The sequence below is a fragment of the Kitasatospora sp. NE20-6 genome (assembly GCF_045862635.1).
This window is the reverse complement of the sequence record NZ_BPRL01000028.1, coordinates 76,887-99,991: the sequence shown is the minus strand read 5'-3', so window position 1 is coordinate 99,991 and position 23,105 is coordinate 76,887. Positions and strand designations below refer to the sequence as shown.

At 72.1% G+C, this 23,105-nt stretch carries 21 protein-coding genes; 10 read left to right on the top strand and 11 right to left on the bottom strand.

Translation table 11 applies throughout. From position 1 onward, the window contains the following. Positions 1-116: 116 nt before the first annotated feature. On the top strand, positions 117-557 hold the full coding sequence (locus tag SNE206_RS21040; protein WP_407914996.1) for a nuclear transport factor 2 family protein: 441 nt from the start codon (positions 117-119) through the stop codon (positions 555-557). A 91-nt stretch (positions 558-648) separates the two neighbouring features. On the opposite strand, the gene SNE206_RS21035 is transcribed toward SNE206_RS21040, so the two are convergent. The 6 genes from SNE206_RS21035 to SNE206_RS21010 form a co-directional block, all read right to left on the bottom strand. Continuing rightward, a complete protein-coding gene (locus tag SNE206_RS21035; RefSeq protein ID WP_407914995.1) occupies positions 649-999 on the bottom strand; it encodes a hypothetical protein in 351 nt (116 codons plus the stop codon). Between the two features lie 421 nt (positions 1,000-1,420). After that, positions 1,421-2,965 carry a hypothetical protein gene (locus tag SNE206_RS21030; protein WP_407914994.1) on the bottom strand — a complete coding sequence of 515 codons (1,545 nt, stop codon included), beginning with the start codon at positions 2,963-2,965 and terminating at the stop codon, positions 1,421-1,423. 376 nt (positions 2,966-3,341) lie between these two features. Beyond that, positions 3,342-3,848: an N-acetyltransferase family protein gene (locus SNE206_RS21025; protein WP_407914993.1), complete on the bottom strand. Its 507-nt coding sequence runs from the start codon at positions 3,846-3,848 to the stop codon at positions 3,342-3,344. Then, positions 3,845-4,264: an arsenate reductase ArsC gene (locus SNE206_RS21020; protein WP_407914992.1), complete on the bottom strand. Its 420-nt coding sequence runs from the start codon at positions 4,262-4,264 to the stop codon at positions 3,845-3,847. Before SNE206_RS21020 ends, SNE206_RS21025 begins: the two co-directional genes overlap by 4 nt. A gap of 44 nt (positions 4,265-4,308) precedes the next feature. Then, positions 4,309-5,055: an aquaporin gene (locus SNE206_RS21015; protein WP_407914991.1), complete on the bottom strand. Its 747-nt coding sequence runs from the start codon at positions 5,053-5,055 to the stop codon at positions 4,309-4,311. Further along, on the bottom strand, positions 5,052-5,420 hold the full coding sequence (locus tag SNE206_RS21010) for an ArsR/SmtB family transcription factor (RefSeq protein ID WP_407914990.1): 369 nt from the start codon (positions 5,418-5,420) through the stop codon (positions 5,052-5,054). The genes SNE206_RS21015 and SNE206_RS21010 overlap by 4 nt, the downstream gene beginning before the upstream one ends. Before the next feature lie 87 nt (positions 5,421-5,507). On the opposite strand from SNE206_RS21010, the gene SNE206_RS21005 reads away from it, so the two are divergent. Together SNE206_RS21005 and SNE206_RS21000 are read left to right on the top strand one after the other, a co-directional pair. Further along, positions 5,508-5,981 carry an ArsI/CadI family heavy metal resistance metalloenzyme gene (locus SNE206_RS21005; protein WP_407914989.1) on the top strand — a complete coding sequence of 158 codons (474 nt, stop codon included), beginning with the start codon at positions 5,508-5,510 and terminating at the stop codon, positions 5,979-5,981. 134 nt (positions 5,982-6,115) lie between these two features. Further along, complete coding sequence (locus SNE206_RS21000) at positions 6,116-6,418, top strand: hypothetical protein (protein ID WP_407914988.1); 303 nt, start codon at positions 6,116-6,118, stop codon at positions 6,416-6,418. 275 nt (positions 6,419-6,693) lie between these two features. Here the strand turns inward: SNE206_RS21000 and SNE206_RS20995 are convergent, their stop codons facing one another. Further along, a complete protein-coding gene (locus SNE206_RS20995; protein ID WP_407914987.1) occupies positions 6,694-6,975 on the bottom strand; it encodes a tetratricopeptide repeat protein in 282 nt (93 codons plus the stop codon). A gap of 9 nt (positions 6,976-6,984) precedes the next feature. Then, positions 6,985-11,361 (bottom strand): tetratricopeptide repeat protein, encoded by a 4,377-nt coding sequence (locus tag SNE206_RS20990; protein WP_407914986.1) that lies wholly within the window; start codon positions 11,359-11,361, stop codon positions 6,985-6,987. A 1,648-nt stretch (positions 11,362-13,009) separates the two neighbouring features. Here SNE206_RS20990 and SNE206_RS20985 point away from each other — a divergent pair. From SNE206_RS20985 to SNE206_RS20970, 4 genes are all read left to right on the top strand, one after another. Continuing rightward, positions 13,010-13,831, top strand: a complete 822-nt coding sequence (locus SNE206_RS20985) for a hypothetical protein (RefSeq protein ID WP_407914985.1) — start codon at positions 13,010-13,012, stop codon at positions 13,829-13,831. A 484-nt stretch (positions 13,832-14,315) separates the two neighbouring features. Then, on the top strand, positions 14,316-15,362 hold the full coding sequence (locus SNE206_RS20980) for an AI-2E family transporter (protein ID WP_407914984.1): 1,047 nt from the start codon (positions 14,316-14,318) through the stop codon (positions 15,360-15,362). A gap of 395 nt (positions 15,363-15,757) precedes the next feature. Further along, the gene (locus tag SNE206_RS20975; protein ID WP_407914983.1) at positions 15,758-16,861 is read left to right on the top strand and encodes a pentapeptide repeat-containing protein; all 1,104 of its coding nucleotides are present in this window, start codon (positions 15,758-15,760) and stop codon (positions 16,859-16,861) included. Positions 16,862-17,019: 158 nt separating this feature from the next. Further along, on the top strand, positions 17,020-18,303 hold the full coding sequence (locus tag SNE206_RS20970) for a PQQ-binding-like beta-propeller repeat protein (protein WP_407914982.1): 1,284 nt from the start codon (positions 17,020-17,022) through the stop codon (positions 18,301-18,303). 49 nt (positions 18,304-18,352) lie between these two features. Here SNE206_RS20970 and SNE206_RS20965 read toward each other — a convergent pair whose 3' ends face one another. Next, the gene (locus SNE206_RS20965; protein ID WP_407914981.1) at positions 18,353-18,943 is read right to left on the bottom strand and encodes a hypothetical protein; all 591 of its coding nucleotides are present in this window, start codon (positions 18,941-18,943) and stop codon (positions 18,353-18,355) included. Positions 18,944-19,215: 272 nt separating this feature from the next. Here SNE206_RS20965 and SNE206_RS20960 point away from each other — a divergent pair, with 272 nt between their 5' ends. Further along, positions 19,216-19,743, top strand: coding sequence for a hypothetical protein (locus SNE206_RS20960; RefSeq protein ID WP_407914980.1), 528 nt, complete (start codon positions 19,216-19,218; stop codon positions 19,741-19,743). Between the two features lie 119 nt (positions 19,744-19,862). Here the strand turns inward: SNE206_RS20960 and SNE206_RS20955 are convergent, their stop codons facing one another. Together SNE206_RS20955 and SNE206_RS20950 are read right to left on the bottom strand one after the other, a co-directional pair. After that, positions 19,863-20,558 carry an ABC transporter ATP-binding protein gene (locus SNE206_RS20955; RefSeq protein WP_407914979.1) on the bottom strand — a complete coding sequence of 232 codons (696 nt, stop codon included), beginning with the start codon at positions 20,556-20,558 and terminating at the stop codon, positions 19,863-19,865. Then, positions 20,555-20,854: an ABC transporter permease subunit gene (locus SNE206_RS20950; RefSeq protein WP_407915030.1), complete on the bottom strand. Its 300-nt coding sequence runs from the start codon at positions 20,852-20,854 to the stop codon at positions 20,555-20,557. The genes SNE206_RS20955 and SNE206_RS20950 overlap by 4 nt, the downstream gene beginning before the upstream one ends. On the opposite strand from SNE206_RS20950, the gene SNE206_RS20945 reads away from it, so the two are divergent. Both SNE206_RS20945 and SNE206_RS20940 read left to right on the top strand, forming a co-directional pair. After that, the gene (locus tag SNE206_RS20945) at positions 20,855-22,042 is read left to right on the top strand and encodes an MATE family efflux transporter (RefSeq protein WP_407914978.1); all 1,188 of its coding nucleotides are present in this window, start codon (positions 20,855-20,857) and stop codon (positions 22,040-22,042) included. Between the two features lie 67 nt (positions 22,043-22,109). Continuing rightward, the gene (locus SNE206_RS20940) at positions 22,110-23,018 is read left to right on the top strand and encodes a phosphotransferase (protein WP_407914977.1); all 909 of its coding nucleotides are present in this window, start codon (positions 22,110-22,112) and stop codon (positions 23,016-23,018) included. The last annotated feature ends 87 nt before the right edge of the window (positions 23,019-23,105 follow it).

Here is a 23,105-nt window from a genome sequence, read left to right as displayed (position 1 = left end):
TCCGCCCTTCCTCGCCGACGGCAGCGCCGCCCTGGACAACCGGAGTGGTCAGTCCGTATCGTTGAAAGCGGACTCGCCAGTCCGATTCTAGCGACGGATTTCACCGGAGGTTGATCATGCCCGGGACGCCGACACCGCGCGAGGTCTTCACGAAGCTGCTCGAAGGCATCGCCGCGGGCCGCTACGCCGAGCTGGCCGGGCTCTACGCCGAGGACGCCGTGGCGGAGATCGTCTTCGAGCCGGTGGGGCCCCGCCGCATCGAGGGGCGGGCCGCGCTCCAGGAGCGGTTCGCGCAGGTCGCCGCGCACAGTCCGCTGGACCTGACTCCGGCGAACGTGGTGGTCCGGGAGACCGGCGACCCGGAGCTGATCGTCGCCGAATGGGACTACCGGGTGCACCACCGGCCGACCGGGCGGACCTTCGAGGCCGCCAACATCCAGGTGCTGAGGGTCCGCGACGGCCTGATCGTCCACACCCGGGACTTCCACGACCACCTGGCCCTCGCCGTGGCCGGCGGGGCCCTCCCGCAACTGGTGGCAGCGCTGGACGGCAAGTGACGCGAGCGCACGGCCGCGGGCCGCGGGCTCCCGAGGCCCCGGCCCCGACCGGTCGTGCAGGGTCGGCGATCGGCGGGCGGCGTGGGTGCGTTCAGCACCTGCGATGCCACCACGCCAACTCCGGGTCCGCCGAAGGCTCGTGATGCGTTCGCCCGAGGAGCGCCACGTCCAGGCGTTCGACCTGCAGCCGGAGTTCGCCGCCAGCCCCCGGCGGAAGCATGAACAGAGCCTCTTCCAGCTTGTCCCGTGCCCAGCCTTCGCCGCAGCACAGGCAGGTGAACTCGGCCTCCCACGGCCTCCACCGGCGCTTGGTGCCGTGGACGCGCACGGACCACACGCTCAGCGCCACCGACACGATGCCCGGAGACAACCGCTCCCGTTCGAGCGTACGGACGGCGGCATTCGCCGCTCCCGACAGGCCTGGAACATCGCGATACCGCACCCAGGGGCTTCCCCGGCCGCGTTCCCGCGACCGGAGTGAAGCCGGTGTTCTACGCGGCACGGCCCCTTCGGCTGCATGTCATGGACGGCATCCTCCCACAGTCCGAGATCGGCCGGACGGAACCCGGTGGCGCTGAGGACGCCCGCCCTGACGGCCGCCTCGGGACGTCCGCGGATTCCTCGACGGCCGTCCTGACGCCGAGCCGCACACTTCCGCAGGCGTACCCGGCGCAGGTGCGACGGCGGGGGAGCGTGCCCTCCGTGGCCTCCTCGCAGGTCCTGGTCCGGGTGGAGTCCGGCACCGGTGTGCCGGCGACCACGCCGCCGGCGGTGGTCGGCGTGATGCCGGACCCGCTCCCGTACGTCCCGGCAGTCCGGACGAACACGGCCGGGACGGGATCAGCAGCCGATTTTCCGTGCCGTCACTGCGGGTCGATCTCGATCGTCTTCTCCTCGGGCTCGGCGACCAGGACGTCGAGAAACACGTCCCGTCGGTCTTCCTCCAGCTCGACGGGGGCGTCCTTCTCGGCGGCGGACTGGCTGCTGCTCGGGCTCTGGGAGTCCAGCGAGTCGCTCTCGGAGTGCGTGAGCGCGTCCCGGTTGGCCAGGGTCGACTTGGTGACGGTCTCACGCAGCCCGACGGTGGTGGCGGGTTCGGCCGTCATGGATGTGGCCGTGGCGTGCTGGACCAGGCCCGGATCCAGCGTGTTCCCCGTGATCAGACCCTGAACGAACTCGAACACGTTCACGAGACCCAGTTCCTTGGCGACCTTGTGCAGACCCTGGGACGTCGTGCTGCTCCACAGCCCGCCCGGACGGGGGTTGAAGGAGACGTCGTAGCCGTAGTCACGCGCCAGGCGCAGCGTCGCCCAGCACACCGTGCACGGTCGTTTGCCGCCGGCCACGGACGACTTCCCCTTGTGGCCCGCCAGGATCGCTGCGTGGAGCAGGTTCTGTTCGGCGTGGGCCTTCAGCTGCGTGCCGGACTGCCCGTTGACCACGATGATGCGACCCGCGTGCTCGTCGTCGGTGATCAGTCTTTTGATCAGGTCGGGATCCTGGCCGGGGGTCTTGCCGTCGACGATCCTGTCGGCGCCCTTCACGGTCATCACCTGGTGCAGCACCGCCAGGATCGTCTTGACGGCCTCGGCCTGCACGGGCTCCATCGTGCAGTCGACCTGGAGCTGGACCAGGCGTCCGATGCCCGCGGCCTCCTCCGATTCGGCGTCGAAGGGATCGGGCAGGTCCTTCGAGGCCAGTGCGATCATGAGGTCGTCGAGCTTGTCGGCTTTGCGAGCCGTCCAGTCGTCGTGCACACCCTTGCCGGTCCAGGTCAGCACCTCGGTGAGGTTGTAGCCCAGCAGCGTCGTGACGGTCGTCCTTTCGTTGGCACTGACGAGGATCCGGCCGTTGACGGCCATGGCCTCGATCTCTGCGGTACCGGTGCCCGGGACGTCCTTGACGGGGCGGCCGACGTGGTTGATCAGTGCCTGCGAGAGGTGGTTGAGCAGCTGCAGGTCCCGCACCGTGGCCTTGGACACCGGGCCGAGGAGCACGCCGGTCTTCTGCCAGGCCCCGGCCCGCGGGGCGGGAGTCCTGAACTCGTCCGAGGCCGCGATCCGCTTCATGGCTTCCTCCACCGCGGCGGCTGTCAGCGGCGGGCGGACACCGGGCGACTCCGTCCTGCCGAGGGGGTACTCGTCCCGGCCGTGGAGCGCGTACGCGGCCAGCCGCCGCAGGATCCGCTCGTCCTCGTCCTCGTCCTGGGAGTTGAGCCGCTCGACCAGGCGCAGCGCCCTCCCCTGGACGTAGTCCCTCACCGGCTTGCCGAGACCGGCGGGAAGGATGTCCGCCAGCGTCAGCACGTCGGACGTCCTGCCCGACGACGTGTCCTCCCCCGGAGGCTCTGTGTCGATCTTCAGGCGCTTCGTGGTCTTCGGCGCCCGGTCATCGGCTTTGCGCTTCATGAGTCCCCCGTTTGCACGAGCCGGATCTGATCCGGCGTCATGTGATCCCCTGATGGCAGCGTGTCAGCAAAACGGCCCCAAGGCGACCCTCGGCGACAGAGCGGGGCCCCGGCATCAAGGCCGTCGGGACCGCTTGATCGTGGGCCGGGTGTGCAGGGTGTGCAGGGTGTGCAGGGTGTGCCGGGTGGGCTCGGTGGCCGATGCACGGGTCCGGCCGTCCTGGATGCCCGGCCGCCGGCGCCGGCGGGAGGGGCGCGGCTGTCCGCTCCCACGTGGCGCCGTCGCCGGCTCTTCGGCCTGCTCCGGTGGGCGGCCCTGTCGCGGATCCTGGAATTTCTTGATCACTGCCACTCGATCGGCCCGTGAGTGCCGGTGCTCAGAGCACGACCGGGCTCCGGCGCTCGACCAGGACGACGTCGCGCCAGCGGCCGTGGTGCCGGCCGATGCGCTCGCGGATTCCGATGCGGCGGAAGCCGGCCCGCTCGTGCAGGGCGAGGCTGGCGGTGTTCTCGGGGAAGATCCCGGACTGGACGGTCCAGATCCCGGCCTGCTCGGTGGAGGCGACCAGAGCGTCCAGGAGAGCGGTGCCGACGTGGCGGCCGCGGGCGTCGGGATGGACGTAGACGGAGTGCTCGACGACGCCGGCATACGCGCAGCGGTCCGAGACCGGTACGACGGCGGCCCAGCCCAGCACCCGGCCCGCCGGGTCGAGGGCGACCAGGCGGTGCTCGTTCAGGCGGGCCGAGTCGAACGCTTCCCAGCTGGGGGCGGTGGTCTCGAACGTCGCGTCGCCACCGTCGATGCCGAGCTGGTAGACCGTCAGGACCTGCTCGGCGTGTTCGGGCAGCATCCCCGTGATCCGGACCTGCCCGGCGGCCGTCATGCCCGGGCCTCGACGCCGAGGTCGGCGAGCAGACCGCGGATCCGGGCCTCGATCCGGTCGCGGATCGGGCGGACCGCGTCGACGCCCTGGCCGGCCGGGTCGTCCAGCTTCCAGTCCAGGTACTGCTTGCCGGGGAAGAACGGGCAGGCGTCCCCGCACCCCATGGTGATCACCACGTCCGAGGCCTGCACCGCCTCCACGGTCAGCACCTTCGGGGTCTCGGCGGAGATGTCGATCCCGACCTCGCCCATGGCCTCGACCACCGCCGGATTCACGGTGTTCGCGGGGGCGGAGCCGGCCGAGCGGACCTCGACGCGGCCCGCGCCGAGGCGGGTGAGGAACGCGGCGGCCATCTGGGACCGGCCGGCGTTGTGCACACAGACGAACAGCACGGACGGGACGGCGGGAGTGCTCACAACGGGTCCTCGTTCTTCGGGAAGGGGAAGGTCGGTGGCGGCGTTCAGCGGCCGGAAACGGCCGGTCGGTGGTCCCCGTGCGGGACGGCGACGTCTTCGCCGGCGGGCGTCGGACGGCCGAACAGCACCGCGACCAGCGCGACGCCGACGGCCAGGCCGACGAGCTGGGCGGCGATGAACGGCAGCACGGAGGCGGGAGCGATCCCGGCGAAGGTGTCGGTGAAGGCCCGCCCGACGGTCACCGCCGGGTTCGCGAAGCTGGTCGAGGAGGTGAACCAGTACGCGGCGCCGATGAACGAGGCGACCGCGACCGGGGCGAAGTGCGCGCGGCCGACGCGGGCCAGGCCGAAGATCAGCAGGATGAGGCCGGCGGTCGCGACGACCTCGCCCAGCCACAGGTGCGGCGACCAGCGGTCATGCGTCGACCAGCGTACGGCGGGCTCGGCGAACATCGCGTCCGCGAGCACCGCCCCGCCGATCGCACCGGCGATCTGGGCCGGGACGTAGGCCGCGACCTCCCGCAGCCCGGGCCCGTCCCCGTCGCGGCGCCCGCTCCACCAGGCGGCCAGGGTCACGGCCGGGTTGAAGTGGGCACCGGAGACGGGGCCGAGCAGGAGGATCAGCACCCCGAGGCCGAACACGGTCGCCAGCGAGTCGGCCAGCAGCTGCACGCCGACGTCCGAGGTGAGCCTGGTGGCCTGGATCCCGGAGCCGACCACGACGGCGACCAGCGCGCCGGTCCCGACGAACTCCACGGCCGCCCGGCGGCCCAGCGGGGCCGTCGCGGTCATCTCGCACCCGCCGGGGCCCGGAGCAGGGACGACAGACGGGCCAGGGCCGCGGGCAGCACCCAGTAGTAGACCCAGGTCCCGCGGCGCTCGGAGCCGACCAGGCCGGCCTCGCGCAGCACCTTCAGGTGGTGGGAGATCGTCGGCTGGGACACGTCGAACGGGCCGGTCAGGTCGCAGACGCACGCCTCGCCGCCCTCGTGCGAGGCGATCAGCGACAGCAGCCGCAACCGCACCGGGTCCGACAGGGCCTTGAACATCTTCGCCAGGTCGACGGCGGCCGCTTCACCCAGCGGCTCGCGGACCATCGGCGAGCAGCACGCGGCTGCCTCGTCCTGGCCGAGCACCGGCAGTTCCAGATTCGACATGCATCTATGTTGACAGTCATCTATGTGGGTGGCAAGGTCGGCCATATCGACAACCGTCGAATCAAGGATCGGATCGGGGAGACCGCCATGTCCCGCGTTCAGCTCGCCCTTCGCGTCGCCGACCTCGAAGGCTCCGTCGCCTTCTACTCCAAGCTCTTCGGCACCGAGCCCGCCAAGCGCCGGCCCGGCTACGCGAACTTCGCCGTCACCGAGCCCCCGCTCAAGCTGGTCCTGATCGAGGGCCGGGCCGGCGAGGACACCCGCCTCGACCACCTCGGCGTCGAGGTCGCCACCACCGAGCAGGTCACCGCCGCCACCACCCGCCTCAAGGACGCCGGCCTGGCCACCTTCGAGGAGAACGACACCTCCTGCTGCTACGCCCTCCAGGACAAGGTCTGGGTCCACGGCCCCGGCAGGGAGCCCTGGGAGGTCTACGTCGTCAAGGCCGACGCCGCCCAGCTCGGCAAGAACACCACCGCCGGAGGTGACCCCTGTTGCACCAGCGCCGACCAGGCCTCCGAACCCGCCACCGCGGCGGCCGGATGCGCCTGCGGCAGCTGAACCCGGGGCGTTCCGGATGCGGCCCCTGGGCGCACCGCGCATACGCCAGCTCCGCTCCGCACCGCACCGCGCATGCGGTGTGTCGCACGTGCGTGGGAGGGGCGGGCCGGGGCCGGCGGGCGGAGACTCGGAGCATGGAACCGCGTTACGAGGGCGATGCCGTCCTGCACACCGCCGACGGGGAGTACGGCTGCACGGCCTCCCTGCGGGTGTGGACCAACATGTCCGGGGCACGGACCGGGCCGCCCGGCGTGGACGAAGGCCCGAGCGGGTGGGGCGGGACTCTGCGCCTGGGCAGTCCCGTCGATGCCGAGGCCGCCAGGCTCGTGTGGGGCCCGAAGGCCGTCCTTGTCGGAGACCGGTCCGGCCCCGTGACGGTGACCGGCCGGAACGGCGCCGCCCTGACGGTGAAGGGCAGCGGTGCCCCGCCGTTCTGACCATCCCGAGCGCTCCCCCTCCCGCCTGCGCGCGCGGGCTCCCTGCACGTCGGGGTTCGGCACGTCGGGGTTCGGCGCGGATGCGTATCGCGTTGCGGATTTCACCGGCCTGCCGCGCGTAGCCGGGGCCGTTCCTGTCCGGCGTGCTCCGGGTGCACGGAGGGGGTGCGGGACCGGAATTGTTCGATTGGATTTCTGAAAGATTCTCCCGGCTGCGCCGCGGCTGCGATGATCAAGTTGGTGAACCTGCTGGGAGGGGCAAGCGGTCCGCGTTTTCAGAAGTTCGATTCGATGATCTGATCCAGGTCGGCGCGGGTCTTCATGAATTCGAGGTACTTGGTGTCGTCCTCTGTGAACATCCCTGGCCCGCCGCCCATGCAAGCCCTGACCATTTCTTCTGCGGCCTGGTCGTGGTCGCCTGATTCGAAGGCGATCCGGCCCAATCGTAGATGGATGTACGGATTGCCGATCCTGCCGGGGCATTGAACGGCATTGTGGAAGCACATGCAGGCTTTTTCGTGGGCGCCGAGGCCGTTCGGTTTCCTGCTGTGGAACACAACGCCTGACTACGACTCGCCCAATGCATCAAGGACCCCGTTGAGCATGTCCTCTGCATAGCGTGTGAGGTCGTGGGTGTCGCCCTGCAGTTCGCGGCGGGCGGCGAGGACGGCTTCGAGCGTGGTGCGGGCAGCCTCCAGGTCACCCAGATCTCGCAGAACACAGGCCAGGAGATGCCAGGTGTTGAGGGTTCGGGGATGGCGGTCACCGAACTGCTCGCGCTCGATGGCGAGAGTGGATTCGAATTCGGCGCGGGCGGCATCCAGATGACCCTGGTCGTACATGACGCAGCACAGTGATTCCCGGGTGTTGAGGGTGTCGGAGTGGGTGTCGCCGTGTTCGTGGCGCTGCACGGCGAGAACGGCTTCGAACTCGGCGCGGGCAGTTTCCAGGTCACCCTGTTCCTGTACGGCCAAGGCCAGATCATGGCGAATGGTGAGGGTGTTCCTGTGGGTGTTGCCGTGCTGGTCCCGTTCGATCGCGAGGACGGCTTCGAGTTCGGTGCGGGCGGCGTCCAGGTGGCCCTGGTCCTGGAGGACGAGGGCGAGGTGGTGGCGGGTGTTGAGGGTGTCGGGGTGGGTGTCGCCGTGCTGGTCGCGGCGTGCGTGCAGGACGGCTTCGAGTTCGGTGCGGGCTGCGTCCAGGTGGCCCTGGTCCTGGAGGACGCGGGCCAGGGCGTGGCGGGTGTTGAGGGTGTCGGGGTGGGTGTCGCCGTGCTGGTCGCGGCGTGCGTGCAGGACGGCTTCGAATTCGGTGCGGGCTGCGTCCAGGTGGCCCTGCGTCTGTAGGACCCAGCCCAGGGCGTGGCGGGTGTTGAGGGTGTCGGGGTGGGTGTCGCCGTGCTGGTCGCGGCGTGCGTGCAGGACGGCTTCGAATTCGGTGCGGGCTGCGTCCAGGTGGCCCTGCATCTGTAGGACCCAGCCCAGGGCGTGGCGGGTGTTGAGGGTGTCGGGGTGGGTGTCGCCGAGTTTTTCGCGGCGGGCGTTCAGGACGGCTTCGAATTGGGTGCGGGCGGCGTCCAGGTGGCCCTGGTCCCGGAGGACGAGGGCGAGGCCGTGGCGGGTGGCAAGGGTGTTCTTGTGGGTGTCGCCGAGTTTTTCGCGGCGGGCGTGCAGGACGGCTTCGAATTGGGTGCGGGCGGCGTCCAGGTGGCCCTGGTCCTGGAGGACGAGGGCGAGGCAGTGGCGGGTGGTGAGGGTGTCGGGGTGGGTGTCGCCGAGTTTTTCGCGGCGGGCGTGCAGGACGGCTTCGAGTTCGGTGCGGGCGGCGTCCAGGTGGCCCTGGTCCCGGAGGACGAGGGCGAGGTTGTGGCGGGTGGTGAGGGTGTTCCTGTGGGTGTTGCCGTGCTGGTCCCGTTCGATCGCGAGGACGGCTTCGAATTGGGTGCGGGCTGCGTCCAGGTGGCCCTGGTCCTGGAGGACGAGGGCGAGGCAGTGGCGGGTGGTGAGGGTGTCGGGGTGGGTGTCGCCGAGTTTTTCGCGGCGGGCGTGCAGGACGGCTTCGAATTGGGTGCGGGCGGCGTCCAGGTGGCCCTGGTCCCGGAGGACGAGGGCGAGGTTGTGGCGGGTGATGAGGGTGTTCCTGTGGGTGTCGCCGTGCTGGTCCCGTTCGATCGCGAGGACGGCTTCGAATTGGGTGCGGGCGGCGTCCAGGTGGCCTTGGTCCTGGAGGACGCGGGCGAGGTTGTGACGGGTGGTGAGGGTGTTCTTGTGGGTGTCGCCGAGTTTTTCGCGGCGGGCGTGCAGGACGGCTTCGAATTGGGTGCGGGCTGCGTCCAGGTGGCCCTGGTCCTGGAGGACGCGGGCGAGGTTGTGACGGGTGGTGAGGGTGTTCTTGTGGGTGTCGCCGAGTTTTTCGCGGCGGGCGTTCAGGACGGCTTCGAATTGGGTGCGGGCGGCGTCCAGGTGGCCCTGGTCCTGGAGGACGAGGGCGAGGCAGTGGCGGGTGATGAGGGTGTCGGGGTGGGTGTCGCCGTGCTGGTCGCGGTGGGCGGCGAGGACGGCTTCGAATTCGGTGCGGGCTGCGTCCAGGTGGCCCTGGTCCTGGAGGACGCGGGCGAGGTTGTGACGGGTGCTGAGGGTGTTCCTGTGGGTGTCGCCGTGCTGGTCGCGGTGGGCGGCGAGGACGGCTTCGAATTCGGTGCGGGCTGCGTCCAGGTGGCCCTGGCCCTGGAGGACGCGGGCGAGGTTGTGGCGGGTGTTGAGGGTGTTCCTGTGGGTTTCGCCGTGCTGGTCCCGTGTGATCGTGAGAACGTCTTCGAGCTCGGCGCGGGCAGTTTCCAGGTCACCTTGTGCCTGCAGGACCCAGGCCAGGGATTGTCGGGTGGCGAGGAATTCGGGGTGGGTGCCGCCGAGCTGGTCCCGTGCGATCGCGAGGGCGTCTTCGAGCTCGGTGCGGGCGGCGTCCAGGTGGCCTTGGTCGTGGAAGACCCAGGCCAGGTCCTGACGGGCGATGATGTTCGTCAGGTGCCGGCCACCAGGCTGGTCCCGTGCGATCGTGAGGACGGCTTGGTATTCGGCCTCGGCGGCGTCGAGATGGCCCTGGCTGTAAATGACTCGGGCAAGGGCGTGGCGGACGGCGACAGTATCGGGGTGGCTCTCGCCCTGCTGGCTGCGTTCAAGGGCCAGGACGGCTTCGAACTCGCTGCGGGCGCCGTCCAGGTCGCCCTGGTCGTGGAGGATCCAGCCCAGGGCGTGGCGTGTGGAGAGCGTGGCGGGGTGGGTGTCCCCCAGCTTTTCGCGGCGGGCGTGCAGGACGGCTTCGAACTCCGTGCGGGCAGGGCTCAGCTGACCCTGCACGTAGAGGCCCCAGGCGAGTTCGTGGCGGGTGTTGAGGGTGTCGGTGTGGGCGTCGCCGAGTTGGTCGCGGCGGGCGGCGAGGACGGCTCCGAACTCCGCGCGGGCGGCATCCAGGTCGCCCTGGTCCTGGAGGACGCGGGCGAGTTCGTGGCGGGTGTCGAGGGTGTCGGTGTGGGTGTCGCCGAGTTGGTCGCGGCGGGCGGCGAGGACGGCTCCGAACTCCGCGCGGGCGGCATCCAGGTCGCCCTGGTCGTACAGGACGCCGGCGAGTTCGTGGCGGGTGGAGAGCGTGCTCAGGTGGGTTTTGCCGAACTGGTTGTCCTGGACGGCCAGGATGGCTTCGAGTTCGGTACGGGCCTGGGTGTGAAGGCCGGCGGCGTGCAGGTAGCAGCAGGTCAGTACGGCGGCCTCGGCGAGATCCGCAGGCGCGGGATCGCCTGGGCGCTGGGCCGCGTGGTGGAAGGCGCCGAGAACGTGGGGGGCGAGGGTCCGCCATGCAACCCATGTTGCGGGGTCTTCCGGCTTTCCCGCGCTGTCGTCCAGGGCGGTGGCGTTCAGGATCGCCGAAGCGGCGGCGTGGGCTCCGGGGGTGCGGGAGGTGTCCCGTACAAGGGGGTGCATGCGCAGGAGGGGCAGGGCATCCGGGGCCGTTTCGGGGATGTCGATCAGGCCGAGGGAGTCGAGGGCGGTCAGGTGCTGCCACAGGGTCGGCCCGTCCAGGGAAGCGAGCCGGCCGGCGCCGACGAGGCGTTGCGGGGCGAGGAGGAGGGTGTAGGGGAGGTCGGCGTCGGCGAAGGCGGCGATCAGTTCGAGCAGGGCACGGATGTGGGTGTGGCCGCGGCGCTCAAGGAGTTCGACGGACATGGCCCAGGTCCGTGCGAGGACCTGCTCGGGGTCGAGGCTTGCGGGACTGTCCTGCCATGCCTGCTGGTAGCTGGGGTAGGTGTCGGGGATACCGGGACTACGCCAGGCGCGAGGTATCTCGTTGGTTTTGGCGAGGTAGGTGCCGGCCAGATACAGGGCGATCGGCAGGCCGCCGAGGCGTTCGGCGAGCGCCCGGGCCTGCTCCTTGGTGCCGGCGCTCCGGCCGGCATGGTCGAGCAGGATTTGCGCTGCGTCGTCGAGTCCGTCGTCGGTCAGCGGGTGCAGCCGTTGCAGGTGAGCACCTGGTCCCCATGTGGCCTGGGCGCTGTCACGGGTGGTGACCAGTACTGCACCGGATCCTGCCCCGGGCCGAACCCAGCCGGTCCCCGCAGCCAACACACCCGGTCCGTTCAGCAGTTCAGGGTCATCGGCGTTGTCCACCACCAGCAGCCATCGCTCGCCGAAACCGCCCAACCGGGTCCACAGGGTATCGGCTGCATCACCTGCATCCAAAGCCTCCGGAGCGACGCCGGCCTGGTTGCCGACGGCGCGCAGACCGGCTTCGAGGACGGGGCCGCTGCGGGCATCGACCCACCACACCCGCCAGCCGGCAGTGGTGCAGCGGGCGGCGATCTCCAGGGCGAGGGAGGTTTTCCCGCAGCCGCCCATGCCGGCCAGCACGGCCAGCCTGCCCCCACTCGGGGCAAGTAACCCGTTTTCCATGAGCTCCAGCAGCCCGTCCCGGCCACGCAGCGGCCGGGACGGGTCACGTAGACCCAGCGGCGGGATCACTGACACCCGTAGATCAGCGGCAGGTTTGCCGCCGAGCTGGGAATGGGGCCGGCCCTCGGGACCATGGCCGCTTGCGTAGGCATCGGCGCCGGACAGGCCGTCAGCAGCGTGCCCGGGCAGGCCGGCAGAGGAGGAGGAACGGAAAAGGGCGAGGAGCTTCTCCAGGTCCTGGTCCCGGCCGGTGAAGCCGGCAGGAACCGGAGAAGGGGGCGGGACCAGCGGCGGAGTCGGGCCCGCGGGGACACTCTCGGTCGCCGGGCCGGCAACCCCGTCGAACGCCTGGATCAGCTTGACGAGAGCCGCGTGCGACGACTTCCATTCCCGCACATCGGTCCGCTCTTTCCAGAGCACGCCACCGGTCTTCGCATCATGAATCCTGCACGCATCCACGAACGCACTGACGAACTTCCAGTCCGGAACACGGAGAACACCGGCACGGCCCTCCAGCGCCTCACTGATCCCGCTCGTACTGAGCCGGGACACCTTCGCCCCGGGGAGTTTCGCGGCATCCACCAACTCGGAACCACGGGGACTGCCCGCATCGGCCCGCAACTCCTTCAACCGGCGCACGAAGTCCCGCAATGCCTGCTGCGCCTGTGGGCTGTGTCCCGCCATCGCGGCCCCCTGCCTGTCCGTCCCCTGCACCGCCGGCCCGTGCGCGAGTCCCGCGCGGCAGACCGGGGCGTCCTCCCCTGGCCCACGGACCTGGGGCCTGGAGGCAGTTCCGACGTTGGGGCCTCGTGGGCGGCACCGGTGGCCTGGCGTGCGGTCCGCAGCTGTCCGTGCCGGTCCGTGATCGTCCGCCGGACCGGTCTTTCACCTTAGTGGTCACCTGAGCGGACGGGGGCGGATTCCGGGATGGTCCAGGTGCATCCGCAGATCGTCCCGGGGCGTTTCCCGGCGGGGATCGTGGTGGTCAGGCCGGCCGGCTGACCCGTGTTCACCACGACCCGCAGGGGGAGGACCTGATGTCCCGCAAGTACACCCGCATCGGCGTCTGCACTTCCACCGCAGAGATCGACACGACAGTCAGGGAGCAGTGGTGGGAGCAGCCGGTGAGTCGGCACCGCGGTCCTGGCGTTGGTGCGGCGCGGCGGGCCTGGCCTCGACCGTGATGCCCGGGGTGTTCCTGCAGGCGGCGCGCCTTGCCGCCTGGCAGATGGAGCACCCGGTGATCGTCCCCGGTGGCGACTCGCCCGGCGGAGGCCCCGCCGCTTCCCTGCCGCACGGCTGGATCGGCGCCACGGTCCTGGTCGCCGTACAGCTGCTCGCCGTGGCTGCCGCACGGGTACCGCGCCGCTCCCGCCGGGCTGCGACGACGTGGGATCTCCCGTACCCGATCAGTGCGTGCCGCCGACCGGGGCACCCGATGCCGCGGGCAGGCCGGCCGCCACCTGCTGCCAGGCCGGGTCGAGCGCGACGGCGGTCAGCTGCTCCGTGTCGAGCACGGGTGCGTCCCGGGCCGGGCCCGGATCCGGGCCCGAATCCCGGGCCCAGGGCCGGGTCTTGCCCCGGATCCGGGCCTGCTCCGGTCCGGTTGCCCGGTCGGGCCGTCGGAGGGCGGTACTACAGTGACGCCATGTCACACGACCCCTCTGTCGCCCTGGACGCGTGGTCCCCATCAAAGCCCCGGACGTCCGGGGAGGGCGACTGGAACCGGCAGCTGGCCGACGCCTTCGCCGTTCTGCTCGGCCGCCCCCTGCGGGAGTACGATCCCGACGCGGTCTACGCCGCCTGCGTCGGCGGCAATCTGCTGTACGAGACCGGCTTCCGGCGGGATGCCCTCTGGGTGAGCCCGGCCGCTCTGAGCGGCGCCGAACCGGTCGTCTGGGACTGCTGCCTGTTCGACGAGTCCGACCGGACCCCGGTCTTCGACGCGAGCGGATCGCTCTTCGAGTTCCTGCCGCCCGAGGGCGCGGGTGCGGCGCTTCCCCGGGACTTCGCCGCCGCCCTCGACGCCGTCGGCTCCGGGCGGAGGCTCGTCCTGGGCGCCGATCTCGCTCCGCTGGTGGCGCGGTACGGCGTCGATCTCGCGGCCCCCGCCCTGGCCGGGACGTGGAGCGTGTACTTCCCCCGGCTCGCCTCCGACGGCACCCTCCTCGACGCCCTGCGAGCCGCCCTCGACACCGGCCACGGACCCGAGGACCTGGTGCCCTTCACGACGCAGCCCGACGAGGAGTGGGAGGAGGCGCTGGCCGCCATCGGTCACACCGGACTCCGCACCCACATCGGGTACTTCTGCACCGACGGCGACGAGGGACTGATGCCGCTCTCCGGCGATGCCATGGCGGGCGGCCCGAAGGGCGCGGGGTGTGAACCGGTCGCGGGCTGGGAGGACGGGTACGGCCAGTTCGATCTCACGGTCGTCCGGCTGGGCGACCGGGCCGGTGGCGGGCGGTGACCTGTCGAAGCCCGGGGGATCCGGCGGGATCGCCTGCCGCGCCGTCCGCGCACCGGTCGGCACGGCCGTGCGAGAGCGGCACCTGAAAGCCGCTCCTGAAAAGCGGCCCGGCGACTGCCGGTCTTGACGTCGAAGCCCGCAGACACGGACTCGGGCTCGGGCCCGGTGTGGTCCACAGCGCCGTCGCCGTCGGTGTCCACGGCCGGACGGAGGTGCTTCCACCGGGTCTCGAACGCGGCGTGGAGCAGGTCCTCCCGCTCGGTGGGGAGTCCGAGCTGCCGTCAGAGGTTGCGGACCACGGCCCGGAGACCGGCACATCGGCGGCGGCCGGTGGCGGTGTCCGTGCCGTCGGGGGTGCGCCGAGCAGGTGAATCGGGGCGGGCAGGGCTGCAGGGCGGCCTCGGGCGGACGGCGGCGGGGGAGGATCTGCCGCAACGTGCGCTGTCGCGCTGCCGCGCTGTCGCGTGGGGAAGGGCGGACCTGGATGGACTTCGACCGGGAATTCGACCGGGAAGGTGCCGAGGAGGGGCCGGGGCTGCGGGCCGCTTCGCGGTGGGGGACGGCGGTGCTGGTGGCGGCCGCGGTGGTGGCGCTGGTCATCGCGCTGTGCGTGCTGCTGCGGGCGGCGCTGCTGCCCCTGCTGATCGCGATGCTGATCACCGCGCTGGTGGAGCCGATCAGCCGGCGGCTGACGGTGCGCGGGCTGCCGCGGGCCGCCGCGGCGGCGGCCGGGTGCCTGGTGCTGGTCGCGGTGGTGGGGGCCGCGCTGTGGGTGGTGGTGCGGCTGATCTCGGACGCGGCGTCAGGGCTGACCGCCTCGTTGCAGGAGGCCGCGGACCGGGCGTCCGGGACGGATCCGCTGGCGCAGGCGGTCCGGGGGGCCGCGAGCGGGGTGGGGCAGCTCGGGGAGAGCCTGGGCGCGGGGATCGTGTCGGGCGTGCTGAGCGGGGTGGGTCTGGCCGCGCAGGTGCTGGCGTGCGGGGTGTTGACGCTGGCGCTGGCGTTCTTCCTGCTGCGGGACCGTCCGCTGCTGGTGGCGGGTCTGCGGCGGGCGGCGCCTGCGGGGCAGGGGGAGCGGGCGGTCGCGGTGGCCCGGACCGGGTACGGCGCGATGTCCGGTTTCATGCGCGGGACGACGATCATCGCGGGGATCGACGCGGTGTTCATCGCGGTGGGCCTGACGATCCTCGGGGTGCCGCACGCGCTGGGTCTGGGCGCGCTGGTGTTCGTCGGTGCGTACGTGCCGTACGCGGGCGCGTTCCTGTCGGGGCTGACCGCGGTGGTGGTGGCGTTCGCGGACGGGGGCCTGGCGGAGGCGCTGTGGGCGTTCGTGATCGTGCTGGCCGTGCAGGCCGTGGAGGGGGCGGTGCTGCAGCCGGCGGTCCAGAGCCGGACGGTGCGGCTGCACCCGGCGGTGGTGCTGCTGGCCATCGTGGCGGGTGCCTCGCTCGGCGGGCTGCTCGGCACCCTGCTCGCCGTCCCGCTCACCGCCGCCGCGGTCGGCATCGTGCACCAGGTGCGGCAGTGGTGAGCAGCGCGCGGACGGGCAGCGGGCCGACGGGCAGCGGTCGGTGGACGGCGCGGATCGGGAGGATGCCCGCCGTGCCGAGGACGACCGGGACCTCGGACAAGCCCGTCGTTGCCGTTCGGCCCGCCGTCCGGCCCCGGACTCCCGTCGGCCGTGCCCACGCGTGGCCGGGCGGCCCCCACGGCACGCCGTGGCCCTTCCCGACTGCCCTTCCCGGCTGCGCGTCCCGGTTGCGCTTCCGGGGCCGGTGAACGCCACGGCGTGCGGGGCGGGAATCCCTCGTCCGGCGTGTCGGCCGATGCCCGTCGTGACGGGGCCGCGGACACGGGCGGGTTCACGGGCCTGGACCGTCCGGGGGCACCGGCGGCGTGGCGGGTCGACCTGCCCCGGAGCCCGTGATGTGTCATGGGGCGATGAACGGGAATCGTCACAGCGGGTGGCTGCGCCGTATCGCCCGGCGACGTGATGCCCGGCGGCGCGGCCGACGGCGGCAGTCCGGAGCGGGCGGCCCTGCGGTCGGCGGCCAGACGCAGTGGCTCGGTCTGCTGATCGTCAGCCTGCCGGGTCTGGCCGCGCTGGGCGCGCTGCTGTTCACCTGGATGCAGGTGGGACAGGCGAGCAAGGAGCTCAGGATCGCCGAGCAGGGACAGATCACCACCCGGTTCACCGCCGCGATCACCAATCTGGGCGCGGAATCGCTGGACGTGCGCCTGGGGGGAATCTACGCGCTGGAGCGCATCATGCAGGACTCCTCGCGTGACCGTTCCACCGTCGTGTCCGTGCTGTCCGCGTACGTGCGCCTGCACGCCGGCATCCCGGTGAGCGGTACGGAGCCGGCCCCGGAGCCTCCGACGGGATACTCGGCCCCCACCGACATCCAGGCCGTGATGAACGTGCTGGCCCACCGTGCGCCCGGCCCCGACACGGGGCCGGGAATCGATCTCGGCCACGCCGATCTGCGCGGTCTGAAGTATGCGATCACCGATGAGAACATCTACTTCCGCGGAGCCGGCTTCCGGGAGGCCGACCTTCGGGGATCGGAGCTGTCGAACGCGGACTTCCGCGAGGCGGACCTCTCGGGCGCGGACCTCCGCGCCACGCAGATGGCCGGCGCGAACCTCACGAAGGCCTTCCTGCTCGATGCGAACCTCTCCGGTGCGGGCCTGACCGAGGCGGACCTGACCGACGCGTCCATCTGTGTGATGTTCGAAGGCCAGAGCACATCCGAGTGTGCCGATCTGACCGGCGCGGTCCTCGAACTCGCGAAACTGCCCGGGGCGTTCCTGCCCCAGGTGAAACTGGCGGGCGCGTACCTCGCGGGCGCGGACCTCCGGGGCGCGGACCTGACGGGTGCCGACCTCCAGAACGCGGATCTCACCGCTGCGGATCTCACCGACGCCAAGCTGGACGGCATCAGACTGGACGGTGCCAAGCTGGACGGCGTCAAACTGGGCGGCGTCGAACTGGACGAGGTCAGCGGACAGCCGTCCCCGTCCGGCTGAACGGCCCCGCGGGACCGCACCCGGGCCCCTTCCCGAAGGCGGGGTCCGGCCCGAGGCCCGGGCGAGCCGGCCGGCGTCGGGTGCGGGCTGCGCGGATGATCACGTGTCCTCTACCCTGACGGGGCTTCGACCTTTTCGAGCCGGGGGTGGGGATCCGCATGGCAGCGAGCACGACCGGCGGCGCACCGTCGGGGGCATGGCGGCGAGTGCCTGCCGTGCTGGTCCTGATCGGCGTTCCGCTCGCCCTCGTCGGAGGCCTCGCCTCCTGCGTCGCCTCGGAGACGGGCCACCTGCCGGGTGACTCGATGGAGCGCGTCTGGGACACCCCGTACGACCGGACCGCCGCCGGGTACGGCAACGCGGCCTGGGCCCTCGGCGACACCGTCGTCCGCAGCCGCTTCGACGCCGTCACCGCTTTCGACGCCGGGACGGGCGAGCGCCGCTGGGAGTACGCCGTGCCCGGCCGGGCCGAGATCTGCGCCACCGGCAACGCCGCCGACTCCGTCGTGCTGGTCGGCCTCACGGAGGGCAAGGGCTGTGCCACCGTCGCCGCGATCGACCTGGAGGACGGCCGTGAGCTGTGGCGCACCGGCCGCAGGCCGGGCTCCGCCGCGCCGAAGGACGGCTCCGGCTCCGACACCGTCGCCGCGGGGGCCGGTCTCGCCGTGGTCCTTGACGAGGACGAGCGCCGTGACGAGGAACCGGCGGAGGGCGCACGGCCCGTGATCCCCGGTGACCAGGCGCTGCGCGCCTTCGACCTGCGGACCGGCGCCCCGCGCTGGAAGGCCGCCGTGCCGGAGGGCTGCCTCCCGCGCCGGGTCGCCGTCGCACCGCAGCAGGTGCTCGCCGTCCTCGGGTGCGGCACCGAGGCGAAGCTGGCCGCCTTCGACCCGGCCGACGGCAGGGAACGGTGGACCGTCCCGCTGGACGCCCGGCGACCCGTGGCCGCGGATTCCTTCACGTCCTTCCTGTCCGCCGAACCGACCGTGCTGAAGGTCCAGGAGCCGGTCGGGCACGGCGTGCACGCCTACTTCGCCTTCGGGCAGGACGGCCGCCGCCAGGGGAAGATCGACGTCACCGGCGACGAAGCGGCCGTCGCCGACGGGAAGCTCTTCGCCGCCGGTCACGGCGTTGTCGCCTACGACCTGGTGAGCGGGGACGAGGTGTGGAGCTCGGATTCCCTCGGCACCTGGCGGGGTGTCACGGGGATGCACGCGGGAGGAGGCCGCGTGACGGTCTTCACCCGTTCCCGGAAGGGCCTCGACGAGCTGTACGTCTACGACTCCGCCACGGGCGGGACGGTGGACGAGCGCACCTTCTCCCGCGACACCGACGACGGCAACGCCGAGCTCGCGGGCCTGTTCCGGCACGACGACCTGCTCATAGCCGTCCGCTGGGGCGACGGATCCCGGCGGCCCTTCTCGGCCTACCGGACCTGGTGACGGCGGGAGAAGGACCACCCGCTCCGCCGCGGCCCGGACCGAGGCAGGGCTACCGTTCGTGGACGGGCAGCCCGTCCGGGCCGCGGACCTCGATGCGCAGGCCGAACCCGTCGCGCAGCGCCGCCGCCTGCCCGGGGGTGGCCAGCAGGTAGTGGTCGTCGGCGCAGGCGCCCCTGCCGGGGACGCGGTGGAAGACCCGGGGGTCGCCGCCGCCCGGGACGAGGTCGCAGATGCCCTCCCGAACGGCGCCCAGGTCGAGGTAGTCGTCGGACTCCTGCTCGATCCACCAGGACTTCGGCTCGCCGTTGACCTTGAAGCCGAGAGTCCGGGGCGAGCCGATCGCACCGGCCAGCCCCACGTCGGTGACGGTCACCGCACCTCCGGTCATCCGCTCCGCGTCCTCGAGGATGCCGGTGTAGGCGTCCTCCGCGAAGTCGACGTCCTCGCCGTGGACCTGCAGGGCCACGTCGCACACCTCGAACACCCCGGCCAGCTCCTCGCTGCGCCGGTCCGCTCGGGGCTCGCCCCAGTCGGCGGTGCACGCGACCGCCTCGTCCGCCTTCCGGCGGGTGATCATGCCGAGCTCGTGCAGCCGGACGGCCAGGCGCTGATAGGTGTTCATCCCCGTGTTCTCGACCACACGCGGGATTCTGACACACCGTCACGACAGCGCCGCCACGACAGTGCGGGCGGCTCACCGGGCGAGCCCGCCCAACTCGCCGAACTCGCCGAACTTGCTCAACTCGGAGCGCTGGTGTGTCGGGGCCGAGGAAGGCGGAGTCCGGACAGGACCCGCGGCTGACCGAGGAGTTCACCGTCAGGCTGCGCGTCCCGGGATCCGACGGCTCCCGTGCAACGGGCCGGCAGCCTTTGGTCTTCTGCTTGTCGTACCGGTGCTGGAGGATCCACGTCATGACACAGGAACAGGCGAACGGGGCATCACCGGTCGACGCGGCCGGCACCTACCTTGAGGAGCTCGGTGAGCGGCTGGCGGCCGACGGCTGCCGCGTGACCGCGGCCACCTGGCGTGACCACCGTGTGGTGTTCGGCGGCCGGTCGGACCGCAAGGCGCGATGGTTCGGCACCAAGACCGAGATCTTCGTCCTCGCCGCAGCCGTCCCCGAGATCGACACGGCCTTGCTGGCCGAGTTCACGGGATGGGCGATGGAGCGTGCCAGGAGCATCCGCAGCGGTCTGCCCGGCGCCCGCAACGCGGCGACGGTCCTGCCGGCCCTGGTCAGCGGCAGCGTCCAGCCGTCCGCGACCCAGTGGGCGGCGGCGGACGCCCGCCTCATGGGAACCACCCTGCTCGGACGGCCGATCACGGTGGAGACGGCGGTACCCGGGACTGCCCGGGTCACCATGTACCGGGGCGGGGTCGCGTGGGGCGGGATGTTCACGGGGCACGTCCTGGAGAAAGCGTCACTGTACTTCCCGTGAGCGGCTTCCCGTGAGCGCTCCGACGCGTCCCGCTGCTCCTCCCCGGGCCCGTGGAAGAGCGCGGTCGCTTCGCCGGTCCTCTCCAGGGTGTGGGAGGCGCGGCCGGGGCCGCCCCGCGGTCAGGGCGCGGCAGGGTGCAGCGGGCCGGGGGTGAGGTGGAGGGTGTCGTCGGCGTGTGCCGCCACGAGGTTCAGGTCGTGGGTGACGAGGACGACGGCGAGGCCCCGGGCGGTCCGCAGGTCTCGGAGGAGGGCCATGATGCCGTCGGCGGTGGCCGCGTCGAGGGCGGAGGTGATCTCGTCGCACAGCAGGACGGCCGGGTCGGCGGCCAGGGCCCGTGCGATGGAGACGCGCTGGCGTTGTCCGCCGGAGAGTTCGCCCGGGTGGCGGGTGGCGAAGTCGGGGGGCAGGCCGACGGCGGTGAGGAGTCGGGCCACGCGGTCGGGGCGCTGCTGCGGGGGCGTGGTGGTGTGGAGCTGGAGCGGGCGGGTGAGGGTGGCGCCGACGGTGCGGGCGGGGTTGAGCGCGCCGAGGGGGTTCTGCGGGACGAGCTGGATGCGGCGCAGTTGTTCGCGGGTGCGCGTGTGGTGGGTGCCGGTGAGCGGTCGGCCGTGGAGGGTGAGGGTGCCGGTGGTGGCGGGGTGGAGGCCGGCGAGGGCGCGCAGCAGGGTGGTCTTGCCGGAGCCGGACGGGCCGGTGACGGCGTGGACGCGGCCCGGCTGCAGGGTCAGGGTGGTGTCGGCGAGCAGCGGGGTGCCGTCGGGGAGGGTGATGCTGAGGCCGGTGACCCGGGCGGTGGCCGTGCTGGTGTTCACAGGGGGGTCTCCGGGGTGGGCCGGGCGGGTGCGAGGGCGTCGGCGGCGAGGTTGACGCTGACGGCGAGCAGGCCGATGGCCAGGCAGGGCGCTGCGACGGACCAGGGGTTGAGCATGATGCCGGGGGCGTTCTCGCGGATCATCAGGGCCCAGTCGGCTTCGGGGGGTTGGGGGCCGAGTTGGAGGAAGGCCGCGACGGAGACGACGTAGACGCCTTCGACGAAGCGCAGGCCGAACAGGGCGAGCAGGGTGGAGCGGAGGTTGGGCAGTACCTCGCGGACCATCAGGTGCCACAGGTGTTCGCCGCCGGCCGTGGCCGTCTCGACGTAGCCGGTGGCGGCGGCTCGGACGGCGAGGTCCGCCTGCTGGTGCGCGCCGCGATGGCGGTCGCCACCCTCGCGGGCATCGCCGGCGCCGTCGGCATGGTCCTGATCGGCCAGGCGGCGACCCTCCTCGGTCAGGACGCCGCCATCGCCGACCGGGCCCAGGGCATGCTCGCCGCTCTCGCCCCCGGCCTCGTCCCGTGCCTGTGGTTCCAGGCGATCCGGCAGTTCACCGTCGGCATGCGCCGCCCCCAGGCGCTCCTGCAGATCACCCTCGCCTCCGTCGCCGTCAACGCCGCCCTCGACTGGGCCTTCATCCACGGCACCTTCGGCCTGCCCCGGCTCGGCCTCACCGGCATCGGCGTCGCCACCAGCAGCGTCCACCTGCTCTCCTTCCTCGCCCTGTACGCCTCCACCCGGCGCGACCACCTGCTCGCGCCGCTGCTCGATCCCGCGTTCTGGAAGGCCGACCCGGCGACGGTGCGCCGCCTGCTGGGCCTCGGCACCCCGATCGCCGCCACCTACGGCTCGGAGGCCGGGTTCTTCTCCGTCACCGCGCTGCTCGCCGGCAGCTTCGGCGCTGCGGCCCTCGCCGCCCACACCGCGGTCAACCAGCTGATCTACATCGTCTTCCAGGTGGCCGTCGGACTCTCCCACGCCGCGTCCATCAACGTCAGCCGCGAGCTCGCCCTCGGGGACTTCGGTGCCGCACGGCGCATCAAGAACACCGCGCTGGCCTGCGGTGCCGCCGTGATGACGGTCGTCGGCGCCGTCTACCTCGTCCTGCCCGGCGTCGTCCTGCGCCCGTACTTCGACCCGGACGCGGCCGCCGACCAGCAGGGCCTCGCCATCGCCACCGGCCTGCTCGCCGTCGTCGCCGTCCTGCAGTTCTTCGACTGCGCCCAGAACATCGGCGTCGGCCTGCTCCGCGGTCTCGACGACACCAGGAGCGGCTTCCGCATCACCCTCATCGGCTACTGGGCCGTCGGCCTGCCCGCCTCCTGGCTCCTCGCCCACCCCCTCGGAGGCGAGACCCGGGGCCTGTGGGTCGGCCTGCTCATCGGCCTCGCCACCACCGCGGTCCTCCTCCTGCGCCGCTACAACCGTGCCCTCACCGGCAAGGCCCTGGCCGCCACCGAGCCGGCCGCGGCACCGGCCTGACGACCGGTACGGCGTTTCTCCCCAAGGGCAGGGTCGGGTCCGCCTGCCTCAAGTACCGTGGCTTCCCATGATCGAATCCGAGATCGAGATCGGCGAAGATGTGGTCCGCGACCTGCTGAGGGAGCAGCATCCGGATCTGGCCGAGCTGCCCATCCGCGAGGTGGCGGGCGGCTGGGGCAACCAGATGTGGCGCCTCGGGGACGAGTTGGCCGTCCGGATGCAGCGGATGGACAAGCTCCCCGATCCGCAGCTCAAGGAGCGCCGCTGGCTGCCGGTGCTGGCCCCGCGCCTGCCGCTCCCGATCCCGATTCCGGTACGGAGCGGTGCACCGTCCGAGCGCTTCCCCAAGGTCTGGACCGTCATGACATGGGTCGAAGGCACGCCGCTGGACCACGGCTCGATCACCCGCGGGGACCACGCGGCCGACGTCCTGGCGGCCTTCCTGAAGGCGCTGCACGTGGAGGCGCCCGCCGAGGCGCCGGACGCCTCGGACCGCGGCGGCCGTCCCGGGGAGTGCACGGACGGCTTCGAGCACTTCCTGCGGGCCGTGGACCTCGGGCGCTTCGCCGAGGGCGACATCCGGGCCGTGTGGGACGACGCGGTCGCGGCTCCCGGGTGGGAGGGCCCGCGGGTGTGGGTGCACGGGGACCTGCACCCCGCGAACGTCGTCGTCGCGGACGGCACACTGGCGGGCGTCGTCGACTTCGGCGACGTCTTCGCCGGCGACCCGGCGTGGGACCTTGCGGCCGCCTGGCTGCTGCTCCCTGCGGGCGGCGCCTCACGGTTCTTCGACAGCTACGCGCAGGCGGACGAGGCGGCGATCCGGCGGGCGCGCGGGCTGGCCGCGATGAAGAGCCTGTTCCTGATGTTGATGGGCCGGAACGGGGACCACGGCCTGCCCGGCGGCAAGCCGAACTGGGGGCCCGCAGGCCGGTCGGCACTTGATCGTGTCCTGAAGGGCTTGCCCGACCGGTGAGCGGCGCCCGCACCCCGCCGTACGGGGGCGCGTGAGTCATGATCCGGACCGTTTGCGCCGCGGGCGCCCGCGCCGCGGCATGGTGCT

Excerpts from the sequence above, each read along its gene's own strand:
- SNE206_RS21040 (WP_407914996.1), top strand. The coding sequence starts at position 117 with ATGCCCGGGACGCCGACACCGCGCGAGGTCTTCACGAAGCTGCTCGAA.
- SNE206_RS20970 (WP_407914982.1), top strand. The coding sequence starts at position 17,020 with ATGGCAGCGAGCACGACCGGCGGCGCACCGTCGGGGGCATGGCGGCGA.
- SNE206_RS20940 (WP_407914977.1), top strand. The coding sequence starts at position 22,110 with ATGATCGAATCCGAGATCGAGATCGGCGAAGATGTGGTCCGCGACCTG.
- SNE206_RS21000 (WP_407914988.1), top strand. The coding sequence starts at position 6,116 with ATGGAACCGCGTTACGAGGGCGATGCCGTCCTGCACACCGCCGACGGG.
- SNE206_RS21030 (WP_407914994.1), bottom strand. The coding sequence starts at position 2,965 with ATGAAGCGCAAAGCCGATGACCGGGCGCCGAAGACCACGAAGCGCCTG.
- SNE206_RS21015 (WP_407914991.1), bottom strand. The coding sequence starts at position 5,055 with ATGACCGCGACGGCCCCGCTGGGCCGCCGGGCGGCCGTGGAGTTCGTC.
- SNE206_RS20975 (WP_407914983.1), top strand. The coding sequence starts at position 15,758 with ATGTGTCATGGGGCGATGAACGGGAATCGTCACAGCGGGTGGCTGCGC.
- SNE206_RS21010 (WP_407914990.1), bottom strand. The coding sequence starts at position 5,420 with ATGTCGAATCTGGAACTGCCGGTGCTCGGCCAGGACGAGGCAGCCGCG.
- SNE206_RS20960 (WP_407914980.1), top strand. The coding sequence starts at position 19,216 with ATGACACAGGAACAGGCGAACGGGGCATCACCGGTCGACGCGGCCGGC.
- SNE206_RS21025 (WP_407914993.1), bottom strand. The coding sequence starts at position 3,848 with ATGACGGCCGCCGGGCAGGTCCGGATCACGGGGATGCTGCCCGAACAC.
- SNE206_RS20985 (WP_407914985.1), top strand. The coding sequence starts at position 13,010 with ATGTCACACGACCCCTCTGTCGCCCTGGACGCGTGGTCCCCATCAAAG.
- SNE206_RS21005 (WP_407914989.1), top strand. The coding sequence starts at position 5,508 with ATGTCCCGCGTTCAGCTCGCCCTTCGCGTCGCCGACCTCGAAGGCTCC.
- SNE206_RS20990 (WP_407914986.1), bottom strand. The coding sequence starts at position 11,361 with ATGGAAAACGGGTTACTTGCCCCGAGTGGGGGCAGGCTGGCCGTGCTG.
- SNE206_RS20980 (WP_407914984.1), top strand. The coding sequence starts at position 14,316 with ATGGACTTCGACCGGGAATTCGACCGGGAAGGTGCCGAGGAGGGGCCG.